This is a genomic window from Rhodococcus sp. UFZ-B548, assembly GCF_903819475.1.
Classification (GTDB): domain Bacteria; phylum Actinomycetota; class Actinomycetes; order Mycobacteriales; family Mycobacteriaceae; genus Rhodococcus_F; species Rhodococcus_F erythropolis.
Window position 1 is genome coordinate 122,845 of record NZ_CAIJDS010000005.1, and the last position, 24,921, is coordinate 147,765.

General features: G+C 62.3%; 27 protein-coding genes. 9 read left to right on the forward strand and 18 right to left on the reverse strand.

The genetic code is table 11. The annotated features are described in order from the left end of the window. Window positions 1-2: 2 nt before the first annotated feature. Complete coding sequence (locus H7C86_RS07795; RefSeq protein WP_020909288.1) at window positions 3-1,007, reverse strand: ABC transporter substrate-binding protein; 1,005 nt, start codon at window positions 1,005-1,007, stop codon at window positions 3-5. A 391-nt stretch (window positions 1,008-1,398) separates the two neighbouring features. Between H7C86_RS07795 and H7C86_RS07800 the strand changes: the two genes are divergently transcribed. After that, a complete protein-coding gene (locus tag H7C86_RS07800; protein WP_003939930.1) occupies window positions 1,399-1,602 on the forward strand; it encodes a cold-shock protein in 204 nt (67 codons plus the stop codon). A gap of 69 nt (window positions 1,603-1,671) precedes the next feature. On the opposite strand, the gene H7C86_RS07805 is transcribed toward H7C86_RS07800, so the two are convergent. The 4 genes from H7C86_RS07805 to H7C86_RS07820 all read right to left on the reverse strand — a co-directional run bounded on the left by H7C86_RS07805 (window position 1,672) and on the right by H7C86_RS07820 (window position 5,399). Beyond that, window positions 1,672-2,400: a Clp protease N-terminal domain-containing protein gene (locus H7C86_RS07805; protein ID WP_182261343.1), complete on the reverse strand. Its 729-nt coding sequence runs from the start codon at window positions 2,398-2,400 to the stop codon at window positions 1,672-1,674. 70 nt (window positions 2,401-2,470) lie between these two features. Beyond that, the gene (locus H7C86_RS07810) at window positions 2,471-3,256 is read right to left on the reverse strand and encodes an alpha/beta fold hydrolase (RefSeq protein ID WP_182261344.1); all 786 of its coding nucleotides are present in this window, start codon (window positions 3,254-3,256) and stop codon (window positions 2,471-2,473) included. Window positions 3,257-3,339: 83 nt separating this feature from the next. Continuing rightward, window positions 3,340-4,332: an ABC transporter substrate-binding protein gene (locus H7C86_RS07815; protein ID WP_182261345.1), complete on the reverse strand. Its 993-nt coding sequence runs from the start codon at window positions 4,330-4,332 to the stop codon at window positions 3,340-3,342. Between the two features lie 428 nt (window positions 4,333-4,760). After that, window positions 4,761-5,399: a DUF2461 domain-containing protein gene (locus H7C86_RS07820; RefSeq protein WP_003939783.1), complete on the reverse strand. Its 639-nt coding sequence runs from the start codon at window positions 5,397-5,399 to the stop codon at window positions 4,761-4,763. Between the two features lie 86 nt (window positions 5,400-5,485). Between H7C86_RS07820 and H7C86_RS07825 the strand changes: the two genes are divergently transcribed. Continuing rightward, window positions 5,486-6,331: a mechanosensitive ion channel family protein gene (locus H7C86_RS07825; RefSeq protein ID WP_182261346.1), complete on the forward strand. Its 846-nt coding sequence runs from the start codon at window positions 5,486-5,488 to the stop codon at window positions 6,329-6,331. A gap of 94 nt (window positions 6,332-6,425) precedes the next feature. On the opposite strand, the gene codB is transcribed toward H7C86_RS07825, so the two are convergent. Together codB and H7C86_RS07835 are read right to left on the reverse strand one after the other, a co-directional pair. Then, on the reverse strand, window positions 6,426-7,757 hold the full coding sequence (gene codB, locus H7C86_RS07830) for a cytosine permease (RefSeq protein WP_182261347.1): 1,332 nt from the start codon (window positions 7,755-7,757) through the stop codon (window positions 6,426-6,428). After that, window positions 7,754-8,218 carry a nucleoside deaminase gene (locus H7C86_RS07835; protein WP_182261348.1) on the reverse strand — a complete coding sequence of 155 codons (465 nt, stop codon included), beginning with the start codon at window positions 8,216-8,218 and terminating at the stop codon, window positions 7,754-7,756. Before H7C86_RS07835 ends, codB begins: the two co-directional genes overlap by 4 nt. Window positions 8,219-8,393: 175 nt before the next feature. Here H7C86_RS07835 and H7C86_RS07840 point away from each other — a divergent pair, with 175 nt between their 5' ends. Next, window positions 8,394-9,914, forward strand: coding sequence for a PucR family transcriptional regulator (locus H7C86_RS07840; protein WP_229756674.1), 1,521 nt, complete (start codon window positions 8,394-8,396; stop codon window positions 9,912-9,914). Window positions 9,915-9,940: 26 nt separating this feature from the next. Continuing rightward, window positions 9,941-10,585, forward strand: coding sequence for a formylglycine-generating enzyme family protein (locus H7C86_RS07845; protein WP_030243927.1), 645 nt, complete (start codon window positions 9,941-9,943; stop codon window positions 10,583-10,585). Here H7C86_RS07845 and H7C86_RS07850 read toward each other — a convergent pair. After that, a complete protein-coding gene (locus H7C86_RS07850) occupies window positions 10,568-11,143 on the reverse strand; it encodes an AAA family ATPase (RefSeq protein ID WP_182261349.1) in 576 nt (191 codons plus the stop codon). The genes H7C86_RS07845 and H7C86_RS07850 overlap by 18 nt on opposite strands. Before the next feature lie 18 nt (window positions 11,144-11,161). Then, window positions 11,162-12,271: a DUF6670 family protein gene (locus tag H7C86_RS07855; protein ID WP_182261350.1), complete on the reverse strand. Its 1,110-nt coding sequence runs from the start codon at window positions 12,269-12,271 to the stop codon at window positions 11,162-11,164. 146 nt (window positions 12,272-12,417) lie between these two features. On the opposite strand from H7C86_RS07855, the gene H7C86_RS07860 reads away from it, so the two are divergent. The 3 genes from H7C86_RS07860 to H7C86_RS07870 are packed head-to-tail and all read left to right on the forward strand — an operon-like array spanning window position 12,418 to window position 14,692. Next, a complete protein-coding gene (locus H7C86_RS07860) occupies window positions 12,418-13,260 on the forward strand; it encodes an alpha/beta hydrolase (RefSeq protein ID WP_020970959.1) in 843 nt (280 codons plus the stop codon). A 2-nt stretch (window positions 13,261-13,262) separates the two neighbouring features. Further along, window positions 13,263-13,829 (forward strand): NTP transferase domain-containing protein, encoded by a 567-nt coding sequence (locus H7C86_RS07865; RefSeq protein WP_046379382.1) that lies wholly within the window; start codon window positions 13,263-13,265, stop codon window positions 13,827-13,829. Window positions 13,830-13,888: 59 nt separating this feature from the next. After that, complete coding sequence (locus tag H7C86_RS07870) at window positions 13,889-14,692, forward strand: transglutaminase family protein (RefSeq protein ID WP_182261351.1); 804 nt, start codon at window positions 13,889-13,891, stop codon at window positions 14,690-14,692. 8 nt (window positions 14,693-14,700) lie between these two features. Here H7C86_RS07870 and H7C86_RS07875 read toward each other — a convergent pair whose 3' ends face one another. The 5 genes from H7C86_RS07875 to H7C86_RS07895 form a co-directional block, all read right to left on the reverse strand. Continuing rightward, window positions 14,701-15,672, reverse strand: a complete 972-nt coding sequence (locus H7C86_RS07875) for an alpha/beta hydrolase (RefSeq protein ID WP_041815310.1) — start codon at window positions 15,670-15,672, stop codon at window positions 14,701-14,703. A 143-nt stretch (window positions 15,673-15,815) separates the two neighbouring features. After that, window positions 15,816-16,253, reverse strand: a complete 438-nt coding sequence (locus H7C86_RS07880; RefSeq protein WP_182261352.1) for an SRPBCC family protein — start codon at window positions 16,251-16,253, stop codon at window positions 15,816-15,818. A 10-nt stretch (window positions 16,254-16,263) separates the two neighbouring features. Next, the gene (locus tag H7C86_RS07885) at window positions 16,264-16,803 is read right to left on the reverse strand and encodes a LiaF domain-containing protein (RefSeq protein WP_020970963.1); all 540 of its coding nucleotides are present in this window, start codon (window positions 16,801-16,803) and stop codon (window positions 16,264-16,266) included. 46 nt (window positions 16,804-16,849) lie between these two features. Continuing rightward, window positions 16,850-17,380 (reverse strand): gluconokinase, encoded by a 531-nt coding sequence (locus H7C86_RS07890; RefSeq protein WP_020909302.1) that lies wholly within the window; start codon window positions 17,378-17,380, stop codon window positions 16,850-16,852. Between the two features lie 12 nt (window positions 17,381-17,392). After that, window positions 17,393-18,781 carry a GntP family permease gene (locus tag H7C86_RS07895; RefSeq protein WP_019745529.1) on the reverse strand — a complete coding sequence of 463 codons (1,389 nt, stop codon included), beginning with the start codon at window positions 18,779-18,781 and terminating at the stop codon, window positions 17,393-17,395. 133 nt (window positions 18,782-18,914) lie between these two features. Between H7C86_RS07895 and H7C86_RS07900 the strand changes: the two genes are divergently transcribed. Next, a complete protein-coding gene (locus H7C86_RS07900; protein ID WP_019745530.1) occupies window positions 18,915-19,643 on the forward strand; it encodes a FadR/GntR family transcriptional regulator in 729 nt (242 codons plus the stop codon). 97 nt (window positions 19,644-19,740) lie between these two features. Next, window positions 19,741-20,748: an NAD(P)H-dependent glycerol-3-phosphate dehydrogenase gene (locus H7C86_RS07905; protein WP_019745531.1), complete on the forward strand. Its 1,008-nt coding sequence runs from the start codon at window positions 19,741-19,743 to the stop codon at window positions 20,746-20,748. 54 nt (window positions 20,749-20,802) lie between these two features. Here H7C86_RS07905 and H7C86_RS07910 read toward each other — a convergent pair whose 3' ends face one another. From H7C86_RS07910 to H7C86_RS07925, 4 genes are all read right to left on the reverse strand, one after another. After that, a complete protein-coding gene (locus H7C86_RS07910; protein ID WP_182261353.1) occupies window positions 20,803-21,639 on the reverse strand; it encodes an NAD(P)-dependent oxidoreductase in 837 nt (278 codons plus the stop codon). Between the two features lie 173 nt (window positions 21,640-21,812). After that, window positions 21,813-22,532, reverse strand: a complete 720-nt coding sequence (locus H7C86_RS07915) for a M50 family metallopeptidase (protein ID WP_075834509.1) — start codon at window positions 22,530-22,532, stop codon at window positions 21,813-21,815. Next, a complete protein-coding gene (locus H7C86_RS07920) occupies window positions 22,529-23,716 on the reverse strand; it encodes an ATP-binding protein (protein ID WP_182261354.1) in 1,188 nt (395 codons plus the stop codon). The genes H7C86_RS07915 and H7C86_RS07920 overlap by 4 nt, the downstream gene beginning before the upstream one ends. Before the next feature lie 118 nt (window positions 23,717-23,834). Then, on the reverse strand, window positions 23,835-24,896 hold the full coding sequence (locus tag H7C86_RS07925; protein WP_031333818.1) for an FAD-binding oxidoreductase: 1,062 nt from the start codon (window positions 24,894-24,896) through the stop codon (window positions 23,835-23,837). Window positions 24,897-24,921: the final 25 nt, after the last annotated feature.

Sequence of the window (24,921 nt, forward strand, 5' to 3'; positions counted from 1 at the left end):
GGTCAGGGGAGCTGTTTTCCCTGGCCCGCCGCAAGCCCGGTCAAGACCTCGGCGAGCTGTGGCAAGGCGTACGGCGCGCTCAGTGGACCGAAATTGTCGACAAAGGCATTCGAGAGCAGAAGTTCGACCGGCGCATAGGCTCGCGCCTTCACCGCGGGGAGGTTCTGGAAAACTGCGAAGTTCTCCAACCTCGTCGTCGCTTCCTGATCAGAAGCGAGGCTGAGCAAGATGTCTGCGGGTGCGAGTACCTCCGCCTGCTCCATCGACAGCGCAGTCATCTGCTCGGCGTTGTATCCGCGATAGTTGAGTCCGAGTTCGCGCAGCAGAACCCCGGGCGCACTGGCATCCCCCTGCACATACAACTGATCGCCGTACATCGAGCCGATCATGATCGTCTTGCCACCCAAGCCATTCAGCGAAGCGGCGGTGTCGGAGATCAGGGCGTCGGTCCTGGCGATCGCTGCAGCAGCGGCCTCGTCGACAAAAGCGGCCTGCCCGACCGTGGCGACGCCGTCACGCCACGAGGTGGTCCAGTCCAGCGCGATGACCGGCGCGATCTGGCTGAGCCTCTCGGCTGCCGGTTCGAGATAGGTCTTCATTCCGATGATGAGATCCGGTGAGTAGCGCGCGATGATTTCCGGGCTGATTTCGCCTGTGGTGTCGAAGCTTTCGAGATCGGCTATTCCAGCGGTGCTCTGCCAAGGCAGTGCACCGCGGTCCCACGCACCCGTATTGCCGTAGGCGACTGGGTGAACGCCGAGAGAGAGCAGGAATTCGAGATCCGTGAAGTCGCTGGCAACAACGATCCTTTCCGGCTTCCCCGAGATCGTGGTGGTGCCGAGCGCATTGATCACCTCGCGTCGTTCGCCGGCATCAGCGGCATCTGACGTAGTCGAACAACCCGCAAGGATGGCGGCCGCTGCCACTGCGCCGACGCCGAAGAACCCACGGCGACTGAGCTGGTCCACCAGTTCAGACGTCGTGGACTCACAAATCGTTCCGTACATGTATGCACTCTCCTTCTCGGCGACTGCTGCGCGCGCCGAGGGCACAGCGAATGAGAGGTTAGCCCACCCTCATCTTCCATAGGGTTCCTACGTTTGCGATTCCGAGAGATCGGAGCGACAACTATGGACCGTTCTCGAGCGGACAAGTACATTCTCGCTGATCTATCACCGCAGGCAGTTGGGCGAGCCACCAGTCCCTGCCTTCGGTGATCGGGTCGGTCCAGCGGCGAAAATCAGTCGAAGATCAGTTGCCATTCCCTCCTCGAAAGCTTCCGAATTACCGTCTTTTGCACGTCGCCCACCGTTCGACTTGCGCGGCGTGGGAGGATAGACACATCGAGATCGGGACTTCGATGTGAGGGCCCGGATCGAGTTTGTAGGGAGTATCGGTATGGCACAGGGCATCGTGAAGTGGTTCAACGGCGAAAAGGGCTTTGGTTTCATCGCTCCCGACGACGGAACACCGGACGTGTTCGTTCATTACTCTGAAATCTCGGGCAACGGCTACAAGTCGCTCGACGAGAACCAGCGTGTGGAGTTCGAGGTTGGCCAGGGCCAGAAGGGTCCTCAGGCCACCAATGTGCGCGCTGTCTAATCAGTGACACAAGAAGAGGGCCGCACCCGCAAGGGTGCGGCCCTCTTCTGCATCAGATTCACCCCTGAATCACTGATCCTGAATGACGGCCAACGCTCCCACGATATTCGACTCCGCAACCGACTTCGAGATTCCGAGATCAGCCAGAACACCTGATCCGTCTTCGAGTTCGAGCAGCGCGAGCAGGATGTGCTCGGTTCCGATGTAGTTGTGGCCCAGGCGAAGAGCCTCACGGAACGTCAGTTCCAGCACCTTGCGCGCGCGAGCGTCGTACGGAATAAGTTCTGGCAGTTCGGAAGTCGGATCCGGGAGTACACCGGCCACTGCAGCTCGGACGGACCCGAGCTCCACCCCCTGCGCCACTATCGCCTTCGCAGCCAACCCAGCAGGCTCCTCGACAAGCCCCAGGAGCAGGTGCTCGGGCTGGATCTCTGCGTTACCGGCGGCGCGGGCTTCGTTCTGCGAGGCCATGACGACGTTCTTCGCCCGGGGAGTGAACCGGTTGAACCCTTCGTTCGGATCCATCGGCTTCTGATCACTCGGCACCTTGGGAACAAAACGCTTCTGCGCAGCCTGCTTCGACACACCCATGCTCGCACCGATCTCCGTCCACGACGCTCCCGACCTGCGCGCCTGGTCGACGAAGTGGCCGATCAGGTGATCTGCAACTTCACCGAGATGATCAGCTGCGATCACGGCGTCGGAAAGTTGGTCGAGCGCGTCGGTGTGCACCTTCTTGATCGCGTCGATGAGGTCGTCGAGTCGAACCTTGTTGGTCATTTCCACTGGCTTGCTCATGCGTCAACCATAGGTTGACGCAATCGAAAACGTCAACCCTAGGTTGACGATCGTTTTCGCCGCACTGCGATTAGCCGGAAAAGAACTCTCGCAGAGCCGGGACAATAGCGTCGTCGGCAACGCCGTGCCCCTGACCGGGGATCTCCAAAGTCTTTGTCCCCGAGACTTTTGCAGCGATTCTCGTCGCCGAGGCAGGTGCCCATTGACCACTGTCACCGCCGTACATGACCAATGTAGGGACGGTAATGGAGGCAAGCCAGTCGAGCGACTGACAGCCGTGATCACACACGGCGACGTCGTAAGGCAAGGTGTGCGCGATGGCGCACATGTCGGGCCAATCGGCGCTCCGCTTGATCTCGTCGACCATCCCGGGGGATGCACCGGTCAGATCCAGAAAACGCGTCACAGCACCTTCCCTGTCGCCGGCCGCGATCAACCGCTCCAGGTCACTTTGGGCAGTCTCGTCACGCTGGTCGTCATCCATGTACGGCGCCTCGTAGACGGCGAGCTTACGCATCGGCACGGCCTGCGCTGCGGCTTCCAAAGCCAGCGCAGCACCCGACGACAATCCGTAGACCAGCGGCGTTTCACCGGTGGCAGCGACGACCGCCCGCAAGTCCTCCACCTCGGCGTCGATCGAGAACGCACGACTGTCACCGCTGTCCCCGCGTGCCCGCCTGTCGTACGAGTACACCGTGAAGTCCGCCGCCAACGCAGCAGCGAGAGAATCGAACCATCCTCGATCGCAGAACGCTCCGGCAACCAGAACCACTGCTGGTCCGGCACCGGAGCGTTCGTATGCGATGGTCGTACCGTCGCGGGATTGCACTACCGCTGGGGATTGCTCTGTTTGCACGTCGATCTCCTCAGGTTTGGTCAATGCCTACCTGATTAGACCGCCCGCGTTACCGAAACTCATCGGTCCGATCGGCAGAGGCTTCAGTTGATCTTGTTGTACAGGGCATCCCAACCCTGTGCCACGTACGAAATCGTGTAGATCGAACCGTAGAACGTGGAGCCGCCCAGACTGGTGACGTTGCCAGCCTGCACTGCCGGGAGTCGCTGCCACAGCTTGCTCGCCACCAATGCCTGGTACGCGGCACTGTCCTCGTTTTCGGTGATCATGAAGCCGTCGACGCCGGCCAGCACATCGAGGCCTTCGAGGCTGACGCCGCCCTCGGGATCGAGGCCCTCCGAGGTGGCAGTTTTGCCACCGATGTCGCCGAGCGTCATGTCGCTGGGCTTGTCGCCCTTCTCGGACGTACGGATGCTCGTGACGTACAGCGTGTTCGTGTCTGGCATGAACGAGACACTGGCAACGGTTTTGGACGCAATCTTCTCGGCATGACGACTGCGGATGTCGGAAATCAGATTGTCGTAGTCGAGCGTCAATCGATCGAGTGTGGCCGTTCGACCGAGCCAGCCCGACAGCCGCGAGAGGTTTGTACGCCAGTCGTCGGTGAACTCGGTCGTCAGAACCGGTGCGATGGTGGACATCTCGGCGACCGGCCACCACTCGCTCTCGTAGTTGAGGCACACGATCAGGTCGGGCTCGAGCGCCAAGATCTGTTCGCGGTTGGGGATCTCCGACAGGAACGGCACCGACGAATCGATAGGCACCCACGGTGTCGCCTGGGCGTACGTGTAGCCGACGAGCGGAAGTTCCAGAGCTACAGCAGGTTCCAGGTCGAGCCGCGAGTCGATCGCGACAACCCTCTTCGGATTGACGGGAATGTCGTAGGTACCGAGAGGTGTCGTCACAGAACGCATTTCGGTTTCACCCGAACTGCTCCCGCTGTCACCGCAGGCCGCCAGGAACGCGCCCAGTCCGGCGATCCCGGCACCGAAGCCGAACTGCCGACGTGTGAGGTCCGAAACGAGGCGGTTGTCGGAGTAGCCCTCGGGAAGCAAGAGCGTGGATTGAGCGGGCATGCGTGTCGAACCTCCAGAAGAAATGAATCATCCACTGTTGCGAGCGGATAAGGATGCCCTAACAGCGTACGCAGGGAGGGTCGTCGCGATCGGCCCAGAAATAGTCGAATCAGGCCAATTCGCACCCCTTACTTGTCGAGTTTGCGCATCTCGACGAAGTAGACCGCACTGAACGCGAGGTAGGTGCCGACGATTCCGAGGACCGAGATGATCAGGACGAGAGCGAGAAACATAGCCATGATGGTCTCCACTGACACGGGTTGTTCACGATGTCGATCGAGAGAAAATGGCTTCGAACTGCGGCGCTGCGACTCGAAGCGGGGCCGAAACTTTCGGTTACACACATCACGCTAGCCCCAGGCGTCTCGAGTTTCGATGAACTCGAGGTGAACTCTCCTACGGCTACGTCACACTTTTCTGTCGGACAGTCAGTTCGGTCCGAGCACCTGTCCGGACCATTCGACCAAGGGCGTCAGTGCGCGCCACGCTGTGCGAACTTCCTTCAATGTCCTGGCGCTGTCCAGCCACGACGGGCTTGGGTAACTACGACCAGCAGTCAGCGACTTGTGACGCAGCAATTCGATCCGCGGGTGGTCGACCGTGTATCCGCGAGGCGCCGTCTTGAGCTTGTCGCCGCCGATCGTGAATCCGGCCTTCTCGACGGAGGCCAGGATCTTCTCGAGCTCCGGCCCTCGAACGTCGTCGTCGACAGCCGCACGATAACGCGCGATGGTCTCCGAACTGCTGGCGTAGAAACCACCGGCCACCATCAACCCTGCCGCGTCGATCTGCACGTAGTAGCCACAGCTCTCGGCGAGACCGACGAACGCTCCCTGGTGCGTCTTGTACGGGATCTTGTCCTTCGAGAATCGAACGTCACGATATGGCCGAAAGAGCTTGGCCGTGCCGAATTCGTCCTCCAACGCCGCGGTCAACGACGCCATCGGACGACGAACCACTTCGTCGTACGTCTCCTTGTGCGCTGCCCACCAGGTCTTGCTGTTGTCGGCCTCCAGGTCTTCGTAGAAGTCGAGTGCAGCAACGGGTATGCCAGTGAACGCAGCCATGGCGTAAGCCTAGCTGCCTGTACGGCTTTGGACCGCCTGCCCTGCGACGATGCCCGGATCGGCCGGAATCCGTAGAATGCATGGGGATGATTTCCGAAATACAAGCATGGGAACTGACCGACACCAACCGAGACTGGCTGATTCACCGACCCGTCGAGATCGCGATCTACGTGGCGCTCGCAGTCGTTCTGCGCTTCGCACTGCACCGCGGGATCGATCGAATGTCGAAGCCTCGCAAGTCTCCGAACGCCAAGGTGAACGAGCGCCGATCGCAGCGAGCCCGGACCATCGGTTCGGTACTCAAATCGACGGTGTCCATCGTCATCCTCGTCTGGTGTGTGCTGCAGATCCTCGGCATTCTCGGGATCAACGTCGCGCCGTTCATCGCATCCGCCGGAGTCATCGGTCTTGCCATCGGTTTCGGTGCACAAAACCTGGTGCGTGACTTCCTCTCCGGCATCTTCATGTTGCTCGAGGATCAGTACGGTGTCGGCGACGTCGTCGATCTCGGCGACGCGGTCGGCACCGTCGAAACAGTGGGCCTGCGTGTCACCACGATTCGAGATGCCAACGGCACCTTGTGGTACTGCCGCAATGGCGAAATCCTGCGAGTGGGCAACATGAGTCAGGGTTTCGCCACTGCAGTTCTCGATCTCCCGATCGCCCACAACGCGAACGTGCACAAAGCGTGCGAGGTGGCGACGCGAGCTGTCCTCGAGGCGGCGGAGTCCGAACCGATCAGGGCGGACATGATCGACAAACCGGAGATGCTGGGAGTCAATTCGGTTACTGCCGAGGCAATTACCATTCGAGTGACGGCGCAGGTCAAGCCTGGGCGCCAGTGGGCAGTCCAGCGCGCATTTGCACGCTCGGCGCTGACTGCGTTCGAAGAGCAGGGAATCGAGGCACCTTACCTGCCTGTTCTGCGCTGACGGTTGAGACGGAATCGTCTGCCCTTTCCATCAATTACGCGAGCCCCCGGCGCGGTCGATACCGCCGGGGGCTCGCTGATGCCTGACGCACGATTCAGACGGTGGAGGTCGAGACCTCCCGATTTGCCGAGCTGTTGCCAAACACCCTGTGCAGGAACATCGTCAGAGCAATTGCTGCCACGATGCCGATCAGCGGCGGGATTCCCACCTCGAACTCACCGGAAAGCCAAGCGAGGAACGCTGCGACGGCATAGACGGCGAGGTTTCGCCAGTGGACCGGCTGCGGGGTGTAACCCTCGGGAATGCCGCGCCGCCACCGGCACAGGAAGTCCGCGATGATCACACCGCCCAATGGCGGGATGAACGTTCCGAGCAGGCTCAGATAGTCGACAAGATGGTTGTGCACACCGGTCAGAGCGAGCGCCGTGCCGATCACACACCCACCGATGACGAACGGGGTCTTGCGGGGCTTTCTGAACAGTTCGGCGCCGGCCACCCCGAAGGCGTATGCGGTGTCGGCGTTGCTCTTCCAGAGATTCCCGAACAGCAAGACCAGGCCCCAGCCGACAAGCCCGAGGTTGTAGAGAATCAGCACGAAGTCACCTTCGTGGAACGTGATAGCTCCGATTGCACCGAACAGGATCATCAATCCGTTTCCGAGGAGGAACCCGATAACGCAGGCCCACACCGCTTGTGATCCGGAACGGGCAAACCTGGTCCAGTTGGGCGCTTGCGTTCCCGCCGATACAAATGTGCCGACCACAGTGGTGATTGCGAGCGCGATCGTCATGGTCGTCTGCGGTTGAACCGAGACCAGACCGGAGAACCCACCGACTTCCTCGAGGGACCGGAATACGACCCAGCAGGCCAACGCCAGGATCAATGGCGTCGAGACGAGCGAGACCCAATACATTCCGCGGTAGCCGTAGCAGGCGGTGATGCACATCAAGATGCTCGCCGCGATCATCACCGACGCCCGCGCGAGATAGGAATTCCAGCCCAATGCCTGCGCGGTGAGATCGCCGATCGTGCCGATGATGACTCCGTACCAGCCGATCTGGGTACCGCCCAGCAGGATCGAAGCGAGCTTGGACCCGCGAGTGCCGAAACTGTAGCGCGCCATCACAACTGTCGTCAGCCCGGTTCGAGCTCCGACGAACCCCATCATGGCGACGTAGACCCCCAAGATGGCGGATCCGGCGGCGATCACCACCATCAGTTTCCAGAACGAGAACGCGGTACCGAGCGCTGCTCCGGCCAACATCGTCGGCGTGAAGATGGTGAACCCCAGCAACACCACCGCGAGCGAGAAGAACGGCTTTCGTGCATGAAGCGGAACCGGACTAACGGGATAGTCCGGATCGACGGGGTGACCCGCACTCTCCGAATCGCTTGCGGCCGTGGCAGGTTCGACGGCGCTGCTCATGCAACTTCGCCGATGTCTTCGAGCCACAGGCTCGGGCGCTCGGCCAGCATGCGGTCCATCAGTGCCACACACTCCGCGTCATCGACGACGTCGACCTGAATTCCGCTGCTGCGCAACCATTCTTCCGATGCCTCGAAGGAACGATTTTCGCCGACTACGATTCGAGGGATCTCGTACAGGCGCGCCGTTCCGGCGCACATGAAGCACGGTGACAAAGTCGTATAGAGGACACACTCGCGATACACCGAGGCCGGCAGTCGTCCGGCGCGCTCGATGCAGTCGGTCTCTCCATGACGGATGGCGCTGTTCATCTGGACCCGGCGGTTGCGTCCGACTGCGAGAACCTCGCCGCGGTGAATCAGCGCCGCGCCGATCGGCACGCCGCCCTCCTCCCAACCGATCTTCGCCTGTTCGATCGCAAGTCCGAGAAAATACTCATCGGTGTCTGCCGGGTGGTTCATGTGCGCTCCTGGAGTCTGACCAAAATCGTCGATTGTGGCTCGTGTCACAATCCGACCACGGTGGTAACAGCCCGACAAGGGACAACCTGTCAGTTCGGCAGAACTAGCTCTATGACGAAGTGCCCCCTCGGCGGACGATATAGAAATGCTCCCTACTCTGCGACAAGTTCTTGCGATGCCCTCGTTCAAGGCCGCCGCAATCGAGGTTCTCGCGGGCGACGTCGATACCGCGGTGGTCCGCTGGGTCCATTCGTCCGAGGTGTACGAGATGGGTGGGCTGCTGTCCGGAGGTGAGGTCCTCCTGACCACGGGCCTCGGTCTGCACGGGCGATCTCCCGAGCAGCTCACCGCCTACATCGACCAGTTGGCGGACGCGGGATGCGTCGCGCTCGCGATGGAGGTCGGCCGCTCGTTCCTCACGGCCCCTCCCGAACTCGTCGAAGCATCGCGCCGACGCGGGCTCGCGTTCTTGGCCCTGCACGCAGTAGTGCCCTTCGAGCGGATGGTCGAAGACTTTCACGACCTCATGCTCCGCCGCACTCTCGGTTCGGCACAGGCGGGCGAGCCTGTCTGGCAAGAACTTCTGAGCCTCGTGGTGGCGGGCCAGGGCATGACCGCGCTGCTCGACAAGGTGTCACGACTCGCGGGGTGCGCCGTCGATCTCCTCGACGCGGATGGCAGAACCGTCGAGCGCAGCACAACCGGCGCAGAGCGATCCGAGACCGAACGCACGATCCACGACGTACGCGGACCGACGAACTCACTCGGTCGACTTGTTCTGTGCGGGCCCGCAACTACACGCCGAACCGCCGTCGCAAACTGCGCCGCCGTCGCGGTGGCTCTGGAACTCGGCCGTCACGGCGACCTCGGCCCAAGACAGTCACTCGCCCAATCGGTGATCACCGACGTGGTGGGCGGTGTGCTCACATCGCACGGCGACTTGTCCGAACGACTGACAGCGGCCGGGTGGACGCCGTTGTCGGAGGGGCACCACGTCCTCGTCGCCGCTGTCGACATCGATCGGCAAACGCCGGTTCGAGAGCTCGCTGACCAAGTACGCGACGCCGTGCGGGCCGTGCTCGGCTCCTGTGTCGTCGGGACTGCGGCCAATCACGTCATCGTGCTCGCGCATGGGTGGGCGTCCGCATCCCCCGCTCGAGTGCGGACTGCGTTCACCGAAGCCGACGAGCTGCTACGCCGCGGGCCGGGCGGTTCCGCGGTACGCACGCTCGGAGTGGCGACGCCGGTCGAGGATCTGTCCGGCGTCGGTGCGGCGGTCGCGCAAGCTCGCGAAGTCGTCCAGATCGCACGGCGTTTCGGCACCCGGACCGGAGTGATCCTCGCCAGGGACGTCGGCGTCCAACGACTGCTCGCCGCCGGCACGACGCCCGCTTCCTTGTCCTCGTTCGTCACGGAGCAACTCGGTTCGCTGATCGCTTACGACACAGCACATTCCGCCGACCTCGTCCGGACACTCGACGCGTACCTCGCACACCGGGGCGGCAAGGCGAGAACCGCGGATTTCCTCGGCATTCGGCGCCAGTCGCTCTATGCACGGCTCACTCGTATCGAGAAGCTGATGGGAGTTTCCCTCGACGATCCGGCGCAGGTGGTGTGTCTCGGGCTTGCACTGACCGCATGGCGCATGCGTACCGGCCTTGACCCACAAGCTGCGTTCGAGCGTCTCCCCGGGTGAGCGACAACCTCTGCGATGATGAACGAATGACCGGAGCAGCGGAATTGATGATCGAGATCCCTGCCGGCGAGGTGCATCTCAGAGACGATCGCAAAGGCACTGCGTGGACCTCGAAAGTCGAATCATTCCGCCTCGCTCGCCATCTCACCACCAGGGCACTGCTTCACGGAGATTCGGCGGACGATCCGAGCAAACCCGCGGTCGACCTCTCGTGGAAAGACGTCATCGCAACCTGCAACACACTGTCAGTCGCGGACGGCCTGTCGCCCGCGTATCACGACATCGACACCGAGTCTCCCCGGTGGGACCGGGCGGCAACCGGCTACCGACTCGCCACCGAGGCCGAGTGGCAGTACGCGTGCAAAGCCGGCACCTCCGGCTACCGCTACGGCGAAATCGACGAGATTGCCTGGTACAGCGACAATTCAGAAGGACGAGCACATGACGTCGGGATGAAGGCACCCAACAACTGGGGCCTGTACGACATGATCGGCAATGTCTGGGAATGGTGCTGGGATCTCTACGACCCCGAGGTTTACGGCACGTACCGGATCTTCCGCGGCGGCAGTTGGGCCGAAAGTGAGCGCGGTTGCGGCGCTACCGTAAGGAGGCGAAGCCACCCGACGTTTGCTATCGACGACCTGGGATTTCGCCTAGCTCAGACGATCTGAGGGCCAACGGCCGAGGACTTCGAGCACAGCCTCGATCTCTTCTCGACTGCGCAGCCGAACTATCGGCAACGACGGCACATCGACAAGGACCGTGGCCATACGCCCGACGTTGCGTCCGTCGCTTCGCCAGGCCCAGCGCACCACGTGATCCGGATCAAACAGAATGGTGTGCAGTGGCGGCTCCATGTTGCGGTTCCACAACACCTCTCGCTGCAATCGCCGACGCACGGTTCGTGTGACCACCTGGCGCATCACCGTCCGCCGAGGCAGATCCAACCACAGCATCAGGTCCGCACGCTCGGCCAGAAGCTCACGCACCGCACCGTACTGCCACTCGGTCACCCAGGCCGGCTCGCTGGAAAAGCGTCGTACTTCGGTTTCGAAACTCTCGAGCGGAACCCAGTCGGGCCCGTGGAACAGCGAGTCCAACTCGGTGTGTTCGATCCCGAGAAGCTGCCCGATTCGACCGGCGAGAGTCGTCTTTCCGGCGCCCGAGGTCCCCGCGACAAGGATCTTCTGCGGACGAGTCGTCAGCGAGGCGGGGTCTACGAAAGGCACCGATACACACTAAGTGCCCTACACTTCGCAGTCCACCCATTCGATGTAACCGGTGCCGTTGATCGACGCACCGTCGAAACTCCCCCGGTAGGTGTACGCGCCGACGTATCCCTTACCGTGACCATAGCGCCACTCCGAGTCGATCTCGGCCTCGAACTCGATGATCGTCCTGCCGTAATCGCGTACCTGCCAACGCAGTACGCGCGGCACACGCATCTCACGTCCCTGTGGGTCGACATGCAATGTGTCGGCGTACTCGAGTACGTCGAACACCACATCGTCGAAGACTCTTGCGCTGCCGTCCACAGTCCGAATGTAGGCGAGCTTGCACGCCTTAACCCCTGACGCTCGAACATCGGTGAGCAACAATTGATGCCGGTCGTCCAGTTGAACGATCTGGTAGGTGAAGAAGTCGGCCGGGAGCTTCCACGACTCGGGAAGGGCGCGGCGGGTCAACGATTGCGGTGTCATGCACCGCGCGTATTCGACGGTGCACGGAGCCGAAATACTCACCGGTCCATCCGGACTCGAAATCGTTCCGGAACACTGCGCCAGCAGACTGACGTGGTCGTAGACGGGATTGCGCACGAACCACGACGCTTGATCTGATGCCACGATCTCGAGATCGACGTCGAAAGAGTCGTATCGTCCGGTGACACGGAACTTCGGATAGCTGTTGTCGATGATCAGGTTGTCACCGAAGGCGATTCGCGAACCATCTTCTTCGAACGCACACTCATCGGCAGCGTCGTACGCCCGATAGAAGTGATGCCCCGGCGCTGCGGTAGAACTCAGCACGGTTGCGGTGTTTCGCGCGTCGGGTGCAGCGAGATAGTCGTTGTCGAACACCACCGTCCCCGTTGCACCGATCAACGTCATGGTGTTGAGGTAACGGAAAGGCCCTGGCAGTCGGGGAACGAAGATCCCGTAGTGCGTCCACGCGAACTTCCGCGAAGCCAGGTGCGGACGCATCATCTCGGGCCGATCGAACGGGCGTACCGATTCCGCCATTCGCTTGTCGATCAGCGGTAGCGCGCCGTCCAGCAAGGCCCGAACCGCGGGTCGCCACAATCGGCGCGAGCGGGTGGCTGGAACAGGGTCGGAACGATCAACGGTTTGTCCGGTCACGCCCCTAAGTTAATGTAACCAGCCGTAACAAACAAGTGTCGAAGTTTCCTCGACGACCTCACACCCTGAACACCCGCGCCCTGCCCACGGGGCGAATAGCATGTGAGAATCCGCGTACCGGAACCGGTCGCAGAGAGGGCGCAACAATGCAGCACGAAGAGTCGTCGTTCACCGGAGTAGCCGGCACCAAGATCGTCTACGACGTGTGGACACCGGACCGCGAACCCACCGGGGTTCTTGTCCTGTGCCACGGACTCGGCGAACACGCGAGGCGCTACGACCATGTTGCTGCGCGGCTCGGGGAACTCGGGCTCATCGTGTACGCACCCGACCATCGCGGACACGGGCGCTCTGGCGGCAAGCGCGTTCACCTGAAGGAATTCTCCGACTTCACCGACGACGTCCACACGTTGTTCTCGATCGTGACGGCGGCACATCCCGGTAAGGACAAGTTCCTGCTCGGCCACAGCATGGGAGGCGCAATCGCACTTTCTTATGCCCTCGACCATCAGGCCGATCTCAAAGCACTCGCCCTGTCCGGACCTGCTGTGATCATCGCAACCGGCACTCCGAAGATCGTGATGCAGCTGGGCAAGATCGTCGGCAAGTACCTCCCCGACGTGCCTGTCGAGAACCTGGAAGCGGCTGCCGTATCGCGTGATCAGAAGGTTGTCGACAAGTACAACGCCGACCCGCTGGTTCACCACGGCAAGGTTCCTGCCGGAATTGCGCGCGGCATGATCACCGCCGCGGAAGGCTTCCCGGCGCGCCTGCCATCGCTCACCATTCCCGTACTGCTTCAACACGGCTCGGACGACCGATTGACGGACCCCGCCGGCAGCAAGCTCGTAGCAGAGTTGGCCGGTTCTTCGGACGTCACCTTGAAGGTGTACGACGGCTTGTATCACGAGATCTTCAATGAGCCTGAGCAGGAAGAGGTTCTGAACGATCTGATCGAGTGGCTGCGCCCGCGGGTCACCGGAGCATAATCATGTCGACGTGCGGGATCCTGCTGGCTGCCGGGGCCGGATCTCGCATGGGCAAACCGAAAGCTCTCGTTACGGGCACGGACGGCCAGCCTTGGCTTCGCCACGGGGTGGCGACGCTGCAGTCCGCCGGACTCTCACCGGTCATCGTGGTTCTCGGCGCACAGGCCGAGGACGCCGTCGAACTGCTGCCCACCACCGATGTCATTGTGGTGAAATCGGATTGGGAACGGGGAATGAGCGCATCACTACGCTGCGGACTCGAGGCGGCGATGCAGATCGAGGGTGCCGAGGCGGCAGCGATCTCCTTGGTCGACGTCCCGGACCTGAACACCGACACCGTGACGCGAATCGCGGGTCAAGACATCCCATCACGAAACATACTGCGAAGAGCTGTCTTTCACGGAAGGCCCGGCCATCCTGTCCTGATCGGACGCGACCATTGGCCGACGCTTGCAGAGTCACTCACCGGGGACGGCGGCGCCAACACCTATCTACGCGAACACGGCGTGGAGTTGGTGGAGTGCAGCGACCTCAGCAGCGGCGTCGACGTCGACTATCCCGAAGCCTGATCGCACTGTCACAATCCTCCCAGGTGGTGGGTGTCCGAATTCGGTGTAAAGATGATCCGATGAAACGTACCGTCGCCGCCCTGCTCGACATCGAGATCGACGAGGCGACCAACCTGGAGTTCAAGATCGCGGTGACGCGCGCGCCGGGTGTCGAACTGCTGGAAACGATGTCGTTCGTCCATGACGGCAAGCCGATCGAACCCCGTGAGGTCATCGCCGAACACGGCACCCGGATTCACCTACTCGACTGTGCCCCAGGCAAACTGATCGTCAGCTACGACGCAACCGTCATCGGCCGCGCAGAACCGTCGTCGGCCGGCGACTACGACGTGTCGAAATATCTGCGCCCCAGTCGCTATGCCGAGGCCGACAAGTTCTTCGGTTTTGTCGCCGGGCAATTCGATCTCGCCACTCCCCCGGCCGAACTCCTCCTCGAAGTCACCCGCTGGGTGAGTACACATTTGAGTTATGTTCCCGGCACCAGCCGCGGCACCGACAGTGCGGTAGACACCTTGCTCGCAGGCGCCGGAGTGTGCCGCGACTACTCGCACCTGACCATCTCGCTGCTACGCGCGGTGGGGATTCCCGCGCGCTTGGTGGCCGTCTACGCGCCGGGCTGCGATCCGATGGATTTTCACGCCGTCGTCGAAGCCAGTATCGACAACGTGTGGCGCGTGGTCGATGCAACGCAATTGGCGCCGCGCAGCAATCTTGTGCGGATCTCGACCGGGCGAGACGCCGCGGATACCGCCTTCCTCGACAACCACGGCGGTTCGATCACGTTGCATGCCTCGGAAGTTCGCGCAGTCGTCGAGGGCGTTCTCGACAACGACGACTACGCAACACTCACGTCGATCGGCTGACAAACACCTCAGGCGCTGATCTGGTTCTGCGAGGCCATCGTTCGCTCGAGGAACTTGACTGTGAGATCGACGATCGCCTTACCCTCCCGAAGAGCTTTGCCGATCACCGGGAAAGCATGGATCTGCCCACTCCAAATGTGCGTTTCGACGGCTTGTCCTGCCTTGATCAGGTTTTCGGTCATGATCTCGACGTCCGGACGCATCAGTTCGTATTCGGCGGACACCAGGAACGACGGCGGAATCAGGCTGGCGTCGGCGTTGATCGGAGACTGCGCACCAGGAATCTCGTCCGGACCCTCCAGCCACCGGTCCTTGAGCTTTTCGACCTGTGACATCGGTAGGTAGGCATCGCGTTTCATGAAATCGGGATCGTGGTCCTCGAGGTTCACGTTGAGAAGAGGGGAATATCCCACCACGGCAGCAGGCCGCGTGATTCCGCGCAGTGCGGCAATTTCGGCGACCTTCATGGCCAGGTAACCGCCCGCCGAATCACCGGCAAGCACAATCTTGTTCGGGTCTTCCGCTGTCTCGAGCAACGCGGTGTACGCGGCCATCGCATCCTTGACGGAGGTGCCGATGGAACCTTCCGGCAGCTGACGGTAGCGCACGGAGATCACCGGCACTCCGGCCTTCGCCGAGAGCAATCCGCACAGCGCGCGGTGCGTTGCCAGACCGCAGAAGACGAACCCACCGCCGTGGAAGTAGAGGATCGTGGCTCCGGCCAACTCGCCCTGCGCTTTGCGTGGATGCTGCACCTTCTCGCTTGGCACACCACCAAGCGTGAAAGGCTCGATGTCGAGGTTCTTCGGCTTCGGCAGTTTGTCCGCCATCGCGTCGAGTCGCTCGAGTTGGCGGATGCCGCGTTCGGTGGTCGGCCAGAGGGTGAACATCGGCTTCACGAACGTCCTGGTCAGGCAGAAGATAACCCGCGCTCGGGGACTCACGTTCCAATGCCATACCGTCGAATCTCGCGTCCGCATAGCGTCCTCCCAGGTCAAGACGTTTTGTGCATGTGAGTTACACATACTTGTCGACTGCTGTTGTGAACGATAACTGACGCTGCGTCAAAACGACACGACGGGTAGGCATGAATTACTCGAGCGTGTGTAAGTTCGGCTCGCAATCACGGCTGGGAGAGATTAGCGGAGAGTCCGCGGTGCCCGCCACGCATCATCGCTTCATGATTCCACTCGAATACCGGCTTCGCGATCTTCGAGGCCAGACCGAGCGCTCCGAACACCGCTACTTGTTGCCGAAAGTCGGCGACGCAGCCAGATTCAGCGGGGCGTACCACCCAGCTACTCCACCCGGTCATTGCCCCGGAGAGACGCACTTGCAGATGGCGGGCAACGGGGTCTTCGACCTCGCGTCGTCCGAAGACCAGCAGGGTCAGAGGGACAGCGCTGCGGATGGCCATGGAGCCCGAGTGCTCGTCGGTCGCCCGGACTCGGCGTATCTGAGGCCACCACTGCGAATACCGCTCGGCATCCGCGAGAACGTCGTAGACGCGGTCGGCAGAGGCCGGGAGCGTCCAGACGCTGTGGAAGTCGAAGTCGGTCACGGCGTCCGAGCTAGCCGGTGCGCACGGTGAGATCGCCGAACAACGAATACGAGACGACACGAATAACCGGTGCACCTGGGCCAGGATCCTGTCGACCCCCGTCGAATTCCCGATCTCCGAAAAGGTCGAAGCCACCCAACTCGACTGAAACACCCTCCGGAACCCGCAGCCTCGTGTCCCCGAAGATCGACACGATGGTGATCGTCGAGGAGGACGCTGTGATGGTTGCCGATCGCAGATCGAACTTGACGTCCCCGAACAACAGCAGAGCGAGTGTCTTTTTTGCCAAAGACCAACGGCCGGAGCGCTTCGTGTCACCGAAGACACCGACGATCGTTGCTTGCGGCGGCGACACCACAGCAGGTGGTGCCGCACTGAACGGCACGATCTGCTCGAGCTGCCCTCGATCTGCGGTGGGCGACCACACCACTGCCGCCTTGTCCGAGTACTCCTCGAGGGTCAAACGCCCCTCACCCACCGCGACTTCCAGACGCGCTTGGGCATCGACACGCAATTGATCGACGTCGTGGCCTTCGTCAGCAGCAGTCACCCATGCACCGTAACCCGAACCTCGGGTGCTTACACGCCTGGCATGCTCAGTATTCGAACGTCTCCACCCGTCGCAGGATCTCCTCCGCGATCTTGGCGGGACTACCGCCCACGTCGACGACGATGGCCTGCTCGTCCGGGTCGACGGCCTCGAGCGTCGAGATCTGGGAGTCGAGGAGCGAGGCGGGCATGTAGTGATCGAGGCGGGCGGTCAATCGCTGGCCGATCTGATCCCGCGAACCGGCGAGGTGCACGAACACGACGTGCTCACCGCGAAGCACGTCGCGGTAGCTGCGCTTGAGTGCCGAACACGTGACGATGCCCGGCTGACCGGCGTCGGTATGGCTCTTGATCCAGACGGCGATCTTGTCGAGCCAGGGCCAGCGATCGTCGTCGTTCAACGGATGCCCGGTCGCCATCTTGTCGATGTTCGCCTGCGGGTGCAGATCGTCGCCTTCTTGAAGGTCCCAACCCATCGCTCCGGCGAGCATGCCGCCGACCGTCGACTTTCCCGAGCCCGAGACACCCATCAGGACGAGCACGGGATACTGCTTCTGCTGTGCCGCTTCGCTGTTCATGTGCTCGCCTACCTAGATGAATGCGCTCAACACGAGCACTCCGGCCAGGCCCGATACCGAGATGATGCATTCCATCACGGTCCAGGTCTTGAGGTTCTGTACCACGCTGACGCCCAGATACTCCTTCACCAACCAGAATCCGGCGTCGTTGACATGCGAGAGGAAGAGCGAGCCTGCGCCGATCGCCAAGACCATCAGCGAGACATGTGCGGACGAGAGGTCGGCCGCAACCGGAGCGAGGATGCCCGACGCCGTCACCGTTGCCACCGTTGCCGAACCCGTTGCGACGCGGATCAATACCGCTACCAGCCAGGCCAGGAACAGCACGGGAAGGCTGCTGCCCTTGATCGCGTCGGCGATCACTCCGGCGATACCGGTGTCGATCAGGACCTGCTTGAAACCGCCACCGGCGCCGACGATCAACAAGATGCCTGCGATGGGAGGTAGGGAACTCTCGAGCGACTTCGAGATGGCCTTGCGGTCCATTCCGCCGCCGCGACCCAACAGCACCATTCCGACCAGAACCGCGAGACCCAAAGCCACAACGGGTGTTCCGAGGAAGTCGAGGACGGATTTGGGGAGTGCCTCGGAATCGGGTGCGATCACGTCGGCGAATGCCTTGCCCAGCATGAGAACGACCGGGAGGAGGATCGCTGCGAGAGTCGCCGCGAACGAAGGGCGCTGCTGCTTCTCTTCTTCACCTCGATCTTCGCCTGTGACAAAGAGATCCGGAACCTTCACGTCGACCCACCGCGCTGCGTACTTGCTGAAGACCGGTCCGGCGAGAACAACAGTGGGGATCGCGACGAGGACACCGAGCGCGAGCGTGAGGCCGAGGTTTGCGTTCAATGCCGAGACTGCAACCAGCGGCCCTGGGTGCGGGGGAACCAACCCGTGCATGGCCGAGAGGCCGGCGAGGGTGGGGATCGCGATGCGCATCAGGGACAATCCGGATCGCCGCGCGACGAGGATGATGACCGGCATCAACAGAACGAGACCGATCTCGAAGAACATCGGCAGACCGATGACAGCGCCGACCAGAGCCATGGTCCACGGGAGTGCCTTGGTGCTGGAGCGGCCGACCAGTGTGTCGACGATTCGGTCGGCACCACCGGAATCGGCGAGGAGTTTGCCGAACATCGCGCCGAAACCGATCAGGATTCCGACGCTTCCCATGGTCGATCCGAAACCGGTGGCGAATGCTGCAACCGACTCTGCCGAACCGAGGCCGGCCGCCAGACCGACACCTACCGCGCCGATGGACAGCGCGAGGAAGGGATGCAGGTCGAGCCAGGTGATCAGCGCGATGATGACCGCGACGCCGGCGACTGCAGCGATGATCAATCGTGCGTCGCTACCAGCGGGGACGACCTCGGCCGCCAGCAATGCTGTGGTGTTCATAGGGACTCCCAGTCCGATGAGTGATTGAGGTCACTGTTCCTTAATTAACCTACAATTTCAAGAGCAGACACTAATTTGTAGTATTTATTCGCCTTGCACCGGGCTTACTCCATACGCATGGGACGATCTACGTATGCCTTCTGTCCCGTTTCAGCAGTTACACGACTCGATGCTGGAACAGCTCGGCCAAGACATAGTCGGTGGTGTGCTCCCCCCGGGAACCACGATCTCCGCCGACGAGGTGGCAACGCGCTACGACGTGTCGCGAACCGTCATCCGCGAAGTTGTCCGCGTTCTCGAATCTCTCGGATTGGCTTCGGTTCGTCGACGCGTCGGAATCACCATCCTGGGCTCCGAACACTGGAACTCGCTCGACCCCAATGTCATCCGCTGGCAACTGGCCGGTCCTGATCGGTTCGAGCAGCTTTCGATCCTGAGTGAACTCCGTTCCGGTATCGAACCCCTGGCGGCGCGACTGGCCGCAACTCGCGCAACACCCGAGCAGTGCGGCGCTCTGACCGCAGCCGTCATCGGCATGTCAGCTACCTCTCGCGCTGCCGATACCGGTGCCTATCTCGGCCATGACTCCGACTTCCACCGCACCCTGCTCGCCGCCTCCGGTAACCCGATGCTGCGGGCGATGTCGCAGATCGTCGTCGAGATACTCGAAGGCCGCACACGCCACTCCTTGATGCCCCACGAGGCCGACCCCGAAGCGATTCACCTGCACGGAGTGGTCGCATCAGCCATTCAGTCCGGCGACGCCGACGCTGCAGAAACCGCGATGCGCTCGATCGTCGCGGAATCCGCAGAAGCGGTCGAAACAATGCGCGAAAGCCCCGAACCGCCGCCTCATCTGTAAGTCGAGCCACAGACTCGCCGGAATTGGCCCGCAACTGCTCCGCAAGTGGAACGCTTGGCGCCATGACAGCACTCGCTACCCAGAACAGCGCACTCTGATGGCCCGCCCGGTACGCGTCGTCGTCCTCGGTGCCGGATCGTGGGGAACCACGGTGGCCGGCCTCGCTGCCCGCAACACTCCCACCCTGCTGTGGGCACGAAATTCCGAAGCGGCCGACGAGATCAATTCGCAACGGACCAACTCCAAATACCTTGGTGAGCGCAAACTTCCCAAGGGACTCAAGGCAACCTCGGATCTGGTCGAAGCCGCTCGCGAAGCGGACGTACTCGTATGCGGGGTGCCATCGCACGCCGTTCGCGCCACCCTCGCCGAGATCGCCAACGAGGTTCGAGCGTGGGTCCCGGTGTTGTCACTGTCCAAGGGCCTCGAGCCCGGCACCCGGCAGCGCCCCACCGAAGTGATCGCCGAGTGCCTGCCAGGCCATCCCGTCGGACTGCTCGCGGGCCCCAACATCGCCAAAGAGATCGTCGACGGCATGGCCGCGGCATCGGTCGTGGCCACCCAGGACGATCGCGTCGCCGCCGCGCTGCAACCCCTGTTCGCGTCGTCGGTCTTCCGCGTCTACCGCAACACCGACGTGCTCGGCTGTGAACTCGGCGGCATCCTCAAGAACATCGTTGCCATCGCCTCGGGCATGGCCGACGGCCTGGGAGTCGGGGACAACACTCGTGCGATGGTGCTCGCGCGCGGTCTCGCCGAAATGACCCGACTCGGTGAAGCGATGGGCGCCAACCCGCGCACCTTTGCCGGCTTGACGGGCGTCGGCGATTTGATCGCCACCTGCATGGCTCCGACTTCTCGCAACCGTCGCGTCGGCGAAGCTCTGGCGCAGGGATTGACCGTCGAGGAGGCGGTCGCCAAGCTCGGCCAGGTCGCCGAGGGAGTAAAAACTGCCCCTACCGTCATGGATCTGGCTCGCGAATACGGAGTCGACATGCCGATTGCCGCGGAGGTCGAGGCCGTCATCGGTGGTCGCCAAAGTGCCAGCGACGCATATCGCGGACTTCAGAAGGTTGCCCCGGGCGGCGAGCACGAGGTGGCGTGAGGAAGATCTACAGGTATCTAGCGATTTGGCTAGATACCTGTAGATCGCCCGAGATCACGGAATTGGAGCGTCGACGAAAATGTCGATAGCCAACGGTGACTGACCGCCGTACTGCGAGAAGTCCGAAATCCCCGCCTCGCGCAGGACATCGACGTCGAGCACCGTCCGACCGCTTTCCGTGCCGGCGGGACGTCCGAGAATCTCGACAGCCGCATCGGCCATGATCTCGGGTGAACGCGAGTGATCGATACTGTCGTCTCCCCCGAGCAGGTTTCCGACGGCCGCCGTGGCGATCATGGTCTCCGGCCACAGGCAATTACTCGAAATCGGTGCACCTGAATACTCCGCGGCGATACCCAAGGCCGCCAATGTCATTCCGTATTTGGCCAGCATGTAGCCCGGATGAGCACCCAACCAGTGCGGCGAAAAGTTGAGCGGTGGCGACAGCGTCAACACGTGCGCGTTGGCCGAAACCCGAAGGTGCGGAAGGCACGCTCGGGTGAGCGCGAAGGTGCCACGGACGTTGACCTGCTGCATCAGATCGAATCGCTTCATCGCGAGGTCTTCGGTTTTCGAAATGTCGAGGACGCTCGCGTTGTTGACCACGATGTCGATACCGCCGAAGTGCCCTACCGCTGCATCGACGGCGTGCGTGATGTCGTCGTAGTTCCTCACGTCACCGACGACGGGAACGGCATGACCCCCAAGCTCGTTCAACTCGTCCACAGCCGTGTGGATAGTTCCGGGCAACCGGGGGTCAGGCGTATCGGTCTTGGCGAGCAACACGATATTTCCGCCGCGGCGCGCTATCGCACGGGCGATGGCAAGTCCGATGCCACGGCTTCCCCCGGATATGATGGCGGTTCGTCCGCGGAAGTTCTTGTCGTCCAAAACGAATCCTTGTCATCGTCGACGGTCTTCGTCGCTGCGGATGTGGCCGCGGGAAGTCCCGGCACGACCACTCGTCGACTTCCACGATATGAGCGCCTTCACGCGATGACTACGGCCGCGGAGCATCAACAATCGTTGATCCATTGTCCCGTCAGGACAACTGATCAATGCGGTCAGCCACCCACCGGGCGCAGGATCCACCATCCGCCGAGCACGAGCACCGCGACGTTCACGAGCAGAAACAAACCGACCCAGACGATCGCGGGTATCGGTGAGAGCCTGGCCAATTGGTCGGCGTCCGAGTCCGGTGCCCCGCCTCGCCGCATTCGCTGCCGTTGAAGTTCCACGACCGGGCGAGGTCCGGCAAAGAGCAGGAAGAGCGTCAAGAAGTAGGCAGCAGCCACCTGCTGCTCCTGGGTCCCCCACCAGACGAGTCCGAACAACACGGCTCCCACCACGGCAAGTGAGAAGACTCCGTAGAGGTTTCGGATCAGAACCATCATCACCGCGATCACGAATACGCCGATCCACAACACCGAGACCGCACGCTGCGCCCCCAACAACCCGGCCGCGCCGAGTCCGAGAATCGACGGTCCGACGTACCCCGCGAACGTCATCAGAATGACGCCGAAGCCGGTCGGTTTGCCCGACGAAATAGCGACACCCGACGTATCCGAATGCAGGCGAAGACCTTTCAACCGTCGACCGACCAGGACGGCGACAATCAGATGAGCGCCCTCGTGTGCGATGGTGACGACGTTACGGGCGATCCGCCACAGGTGTGGTTCGAGAACAATGATCACGGCGATCAACGTGGCCAGTTGAACTACCCACGCCGGTGGGTTGGGACTGAGCGCCGCCACCCGATCCCACGCGGTTTCGAGCGCGTTCACTCCGCTTGTCCGCGCAGGTATCGGCCGAAGTGAGGGACCGTGAATCCGATGGACCCACGTTCTGCCGAATAGATCAGTCCCTTCTTGATCAGTCCATCGCGTGCCGGCGAAAGGGAAGCCGGCTTGCGCCCCAACTCGACGGCGATCTTCGCGGTTGCGACGGGTCCGTCGTCACCGGCGAGATCGGCCATGGCGCGCATGTACTCACGCTCCGCGGGCGTTGCTCGCTCGTACCGTGATCCGAAGAAGCCGACAGCGAGTTCTTCCTCAGCCGTCGGCGCGCCGACGCGCACGTCTTCCGACGTGATCGGACTCGACGCCGCCACATCCCACGTGGCCTTTCCGTGGGCCTGAACGAAGTACGGGTACCCGTCAGCCGCTTCGTACAGAGCGTCGAGCGCAGATTCAGTGAACTCGACGTCCTCACGCTCAGCAGGCGCAATCAGTGCCTGATCTGCAGCTTCCCGCTCGAGCCGATCGATCCGGTGGTAGCTGAACAGGCGCTCCGAGTAGCTTTTCGACGCCGACAGCACAGCAGGCAGATGCGGAAGCCCCGCCCCGACGACGATCAACGGTGCCGCGTCCTGACTCAACTCGTGGCAGGCCCCGCAGATCGCCGAGACATCCGCCGCACCGAGGTCCTGCATCTCGTCGATGAAGATTGCGATCCCGACGCCGACATCCCTGGCCAGCGACGACGCGTCGAGCAGCAACTCGACGAGGTCGATCTCGATGTCGCCGCTGTCTGCCCGACCTTTGATCGCGGGTGCATCGATGCCTGGTTGCCAGCGCTCGCGCATTCCCTTGTCCGCAGTGGCGCGTAGGGCAAACGATTTGAGGACTCCGAGGAACTGCTCGACCCGCTCGGGATCGCGATGGGAGACCGCGATCTCTCGGACTGCCATATGCAGCGCCGACGAGAGTGGGCGTCGTAAATCCTGATCGGGGCGCGCCTCGATCTTGCCGGTCCCCCAACTTCGGGAGATCGCGGCCGAACGCAACTGATTGAGCAGGACGGTCTTGCCGACGCCACGCAAGCCGGTGAGGACAACACTTCGTTCCGGGCGGCCACGCGCAATTCGCTCGAGAACGACGTCGAAGGCGTCGATCTGCTTGTCGCGCCCGGCGAGTTCCGGCGGGCGTTGACCGGCACCGGGGGCATACGGATTGCGCACGGGGTCCATGCCCATCGACGGTACAAGCCGAATAGACGAATATCCCGCTCTCTAGCGCGTGTCCTAGAGAGAACTAGGAACCGCAATATCGGCTCGACCTTGTCGAACCGGGCTCCGGCATCGTCGTCTAACCGTCCAGGCTTGACGCTCGGGCGAAGTCCCCGGCCACGTGGGCCCCAATTGCCCCGGCCAGAATGATTGCCGGATGCGCCGCGGCAAGATAGAGCCCCGACACGCCTTCGGCGAAGCCCAGCAGCGGGCGGCCACCACGCGGGATGGGACGGTCAGCGACTACCGCCTCGATCAGTTCCACTTGGTCACCGTCCACGAGCTGACTGCGGATCGCGTGCAGCGTCGGCCCCGCAAGCTCACGAGCATCTCCGGAGAACCCGACCGGAACATCTTCAGCCGCAATCAGTGTCGTGTCGTCCAAATGCCGGATCTCGAAATCCGGAGAGGAGAGTATTCCGTTCACCAATGGGTGGGGCGTCGAGAATCTGATGAGGCAACACGGGGAGGCGTCGACCTCGACGTCGACTCCCGCCGACGCCGCGAGTCCAGGGATCGCGGTACCCGCAGCGAGCACGGTGGTCGATCCGTAGACGGGACCGTCGGCAGTCATTACTCCGCACACTCTCATGCCCTTCGTGAGCACCTTGAGCGCACTGACATCGGAATACACTGTGGCACCGCACTCTTCGGCACCTCGCAGGAGCGATCGAGCGAACGCAACCGGGTCAACGGCACCGTCATCAGGCGCGTACGCTGCGACCGAGGGGGCCGTCCGCAATCCCGGCTCACGAGCAAGGATTTCCTCTTTACCGATGAGGTCGACGGGATGGCCGAGTGCTCGATGCGCATCTACGAACGCTCGGGTCTCCGCATCCGTCTCTTCCCAGGCGATCGCGCCTCTGCGGCGCAAACCGATTGGCTCGACGAGTTCGCGCTCCAGGCGGTCGAATTCGACTGCAGCGCCTTGCCGGAACGGATCTGAGTAAGTTTCTGCGGCACTCTTCGAGAGGCCGACCCAGGCAAAGGAGTTGCCGGTCACCCCTCCTGCCACCGAGCCGTGCTCCAGCACGGTGACTCGGAGACCAATGCGCGCCAGGTGATACGCGATCGACGCGCCGACGACACCGGCACCAATCACCAGGATCGGTCTGTCGTTTCGACCATTCGGATGCGTCACCAGTGGACCATATCTGCGAGCCGCG

Bases quoted from the DNA above. Each gene is read 5' to 3' on its own strand.
- H7C86_RS07860 (WP_020970959.1), top strand. From the start codon at position 12,418: ATGCAGCACGAAGAGTCGTCGTTCACCGGAGTAGCCGGCACCAAGATC.
- H7C86_RS07805 (WP_182261343.1), bottom strand. From the start codon at position 2,400: ATGAGCAAGCCAGTGGAAATGACCAACAAGGTTCGACTCGACGACCTC.
- H7C86_RS07820 (WP_003939783.1), bottom strand. From the start codon at position 5,399: ATGGCTGCGTTCACTGGCATACCCGTTGCTGCACTCGACTTCTACGAA.
- H7C86_RS07875 (WP_041815310.1), bottom strand. From the start codon at position 15,672: ATGCGGACGCGAGATTCGACGGTATGGCATTGGAACGTGAGTCCCCGA.
- H7C86_RS07815 (WP_182261345.1), bottom strand. From the start codon at position 4,332: ATGCCCGCTCAATCCACGCTCTTGCTTCCCGAGGGCTACTCCGACAAC.
- H7C86_RS07865 (WP_046379382.1), top strand. From the start codon at position 13,263: ATGTCGACGTGCGGGATCCTGCTGGCTGCCGGGGCCGGATCTCGCATG.
- H7C86_RS07870 (WP_182261351.1), top strand. From the start codon at position 13,889: ATGAAACGTACCGTCGCCGCCCTGCTCGACATCGAGATCGACGAGGCG.
- H7C86_RS07920 (WP_182261354.1), bottom strand. From the start codon at position 23,716: ATGGACCCCGTGCGCAATCCGTATGCCCCCGGTGCCGGTCAACGCCCG.
- H7C86_RS07845 (WP_030243927.1), top strand. From the start codon at position 9,941: ATGACCGGAGCAGCGGAATTGATGATCGAGATCCCTGCCGGCGAGGTG.
- H7C86_RS07825 (WP_182261346.1), top strand. From the start codon at position 5,486: ATGATTTCCGAAATACAAGCATGGGAACTGACCGACACCAACCGAGAC.
- H7C86_RS07840 (WP_229756674.1), top strand. From the start codon at position 8,394: ATGCCCTCGTTCAAGGCCGCCGCAATCGAGGTTCTCGCGGGCGACGTC.
- H7C86_RS07895 (WP_019745529.1), bottom strand. From the start codon at position 18,781: ATGAACACCACAGCATTGCTGGCGGCCGAGGTCGTCCCCGCTGGTAGC.
- H7C86_RS07905 (WP_019745531.1), top strand. From the start codon at position 19,741: ATGGCCCGCCCGGTACGCGTCGTCGTCCTCGGTGCCGGATCGTGGGGA.
- H7C86_RS07890 (WP_020909302.1), bottom strand. From the start codon at position 17,380: ATGAACAGCGAAGCGGCACAGCAGAAGCAGTATCCCGTGCTCGTCCTG.
- H7C86_RS07900 (WP_019745530.1), top strand. From the start codon at position 18,915: ATGCCTTCTGTCCCGTTTCAGCAGTTACACGACTCGATGCTGGAACAG.
- H7C86_RS07800 (WP_003939930.1), top strand. From the start codon at position 1,399: ATGGCACAGGGCATCGTGAAGTGGTTCAACGGCGAAAAGGGCTTTGGT.
- codB (WP_182261347.1), bottom strand. From the start codon at position 7,757: ATGAGCAGCGCCGTCGAACCTGCCACGGCCGCAAGCGATTCGGAGAGT.
- H7C86_RS07795 (WP_020909288.1), bottom strand. From the start codon at position 1,007: ATGTACGGAACGATTTGTGAGTCCACGACGTCTGAACTGGTGGACCAG.
- H7C86_RS07835 (WP_182261348.1), bottom strand. From the start codon at position 8,218: ATGAACCACCCGGCAGACACCGATGAGTATTTTCTCGGACTTGCGATC.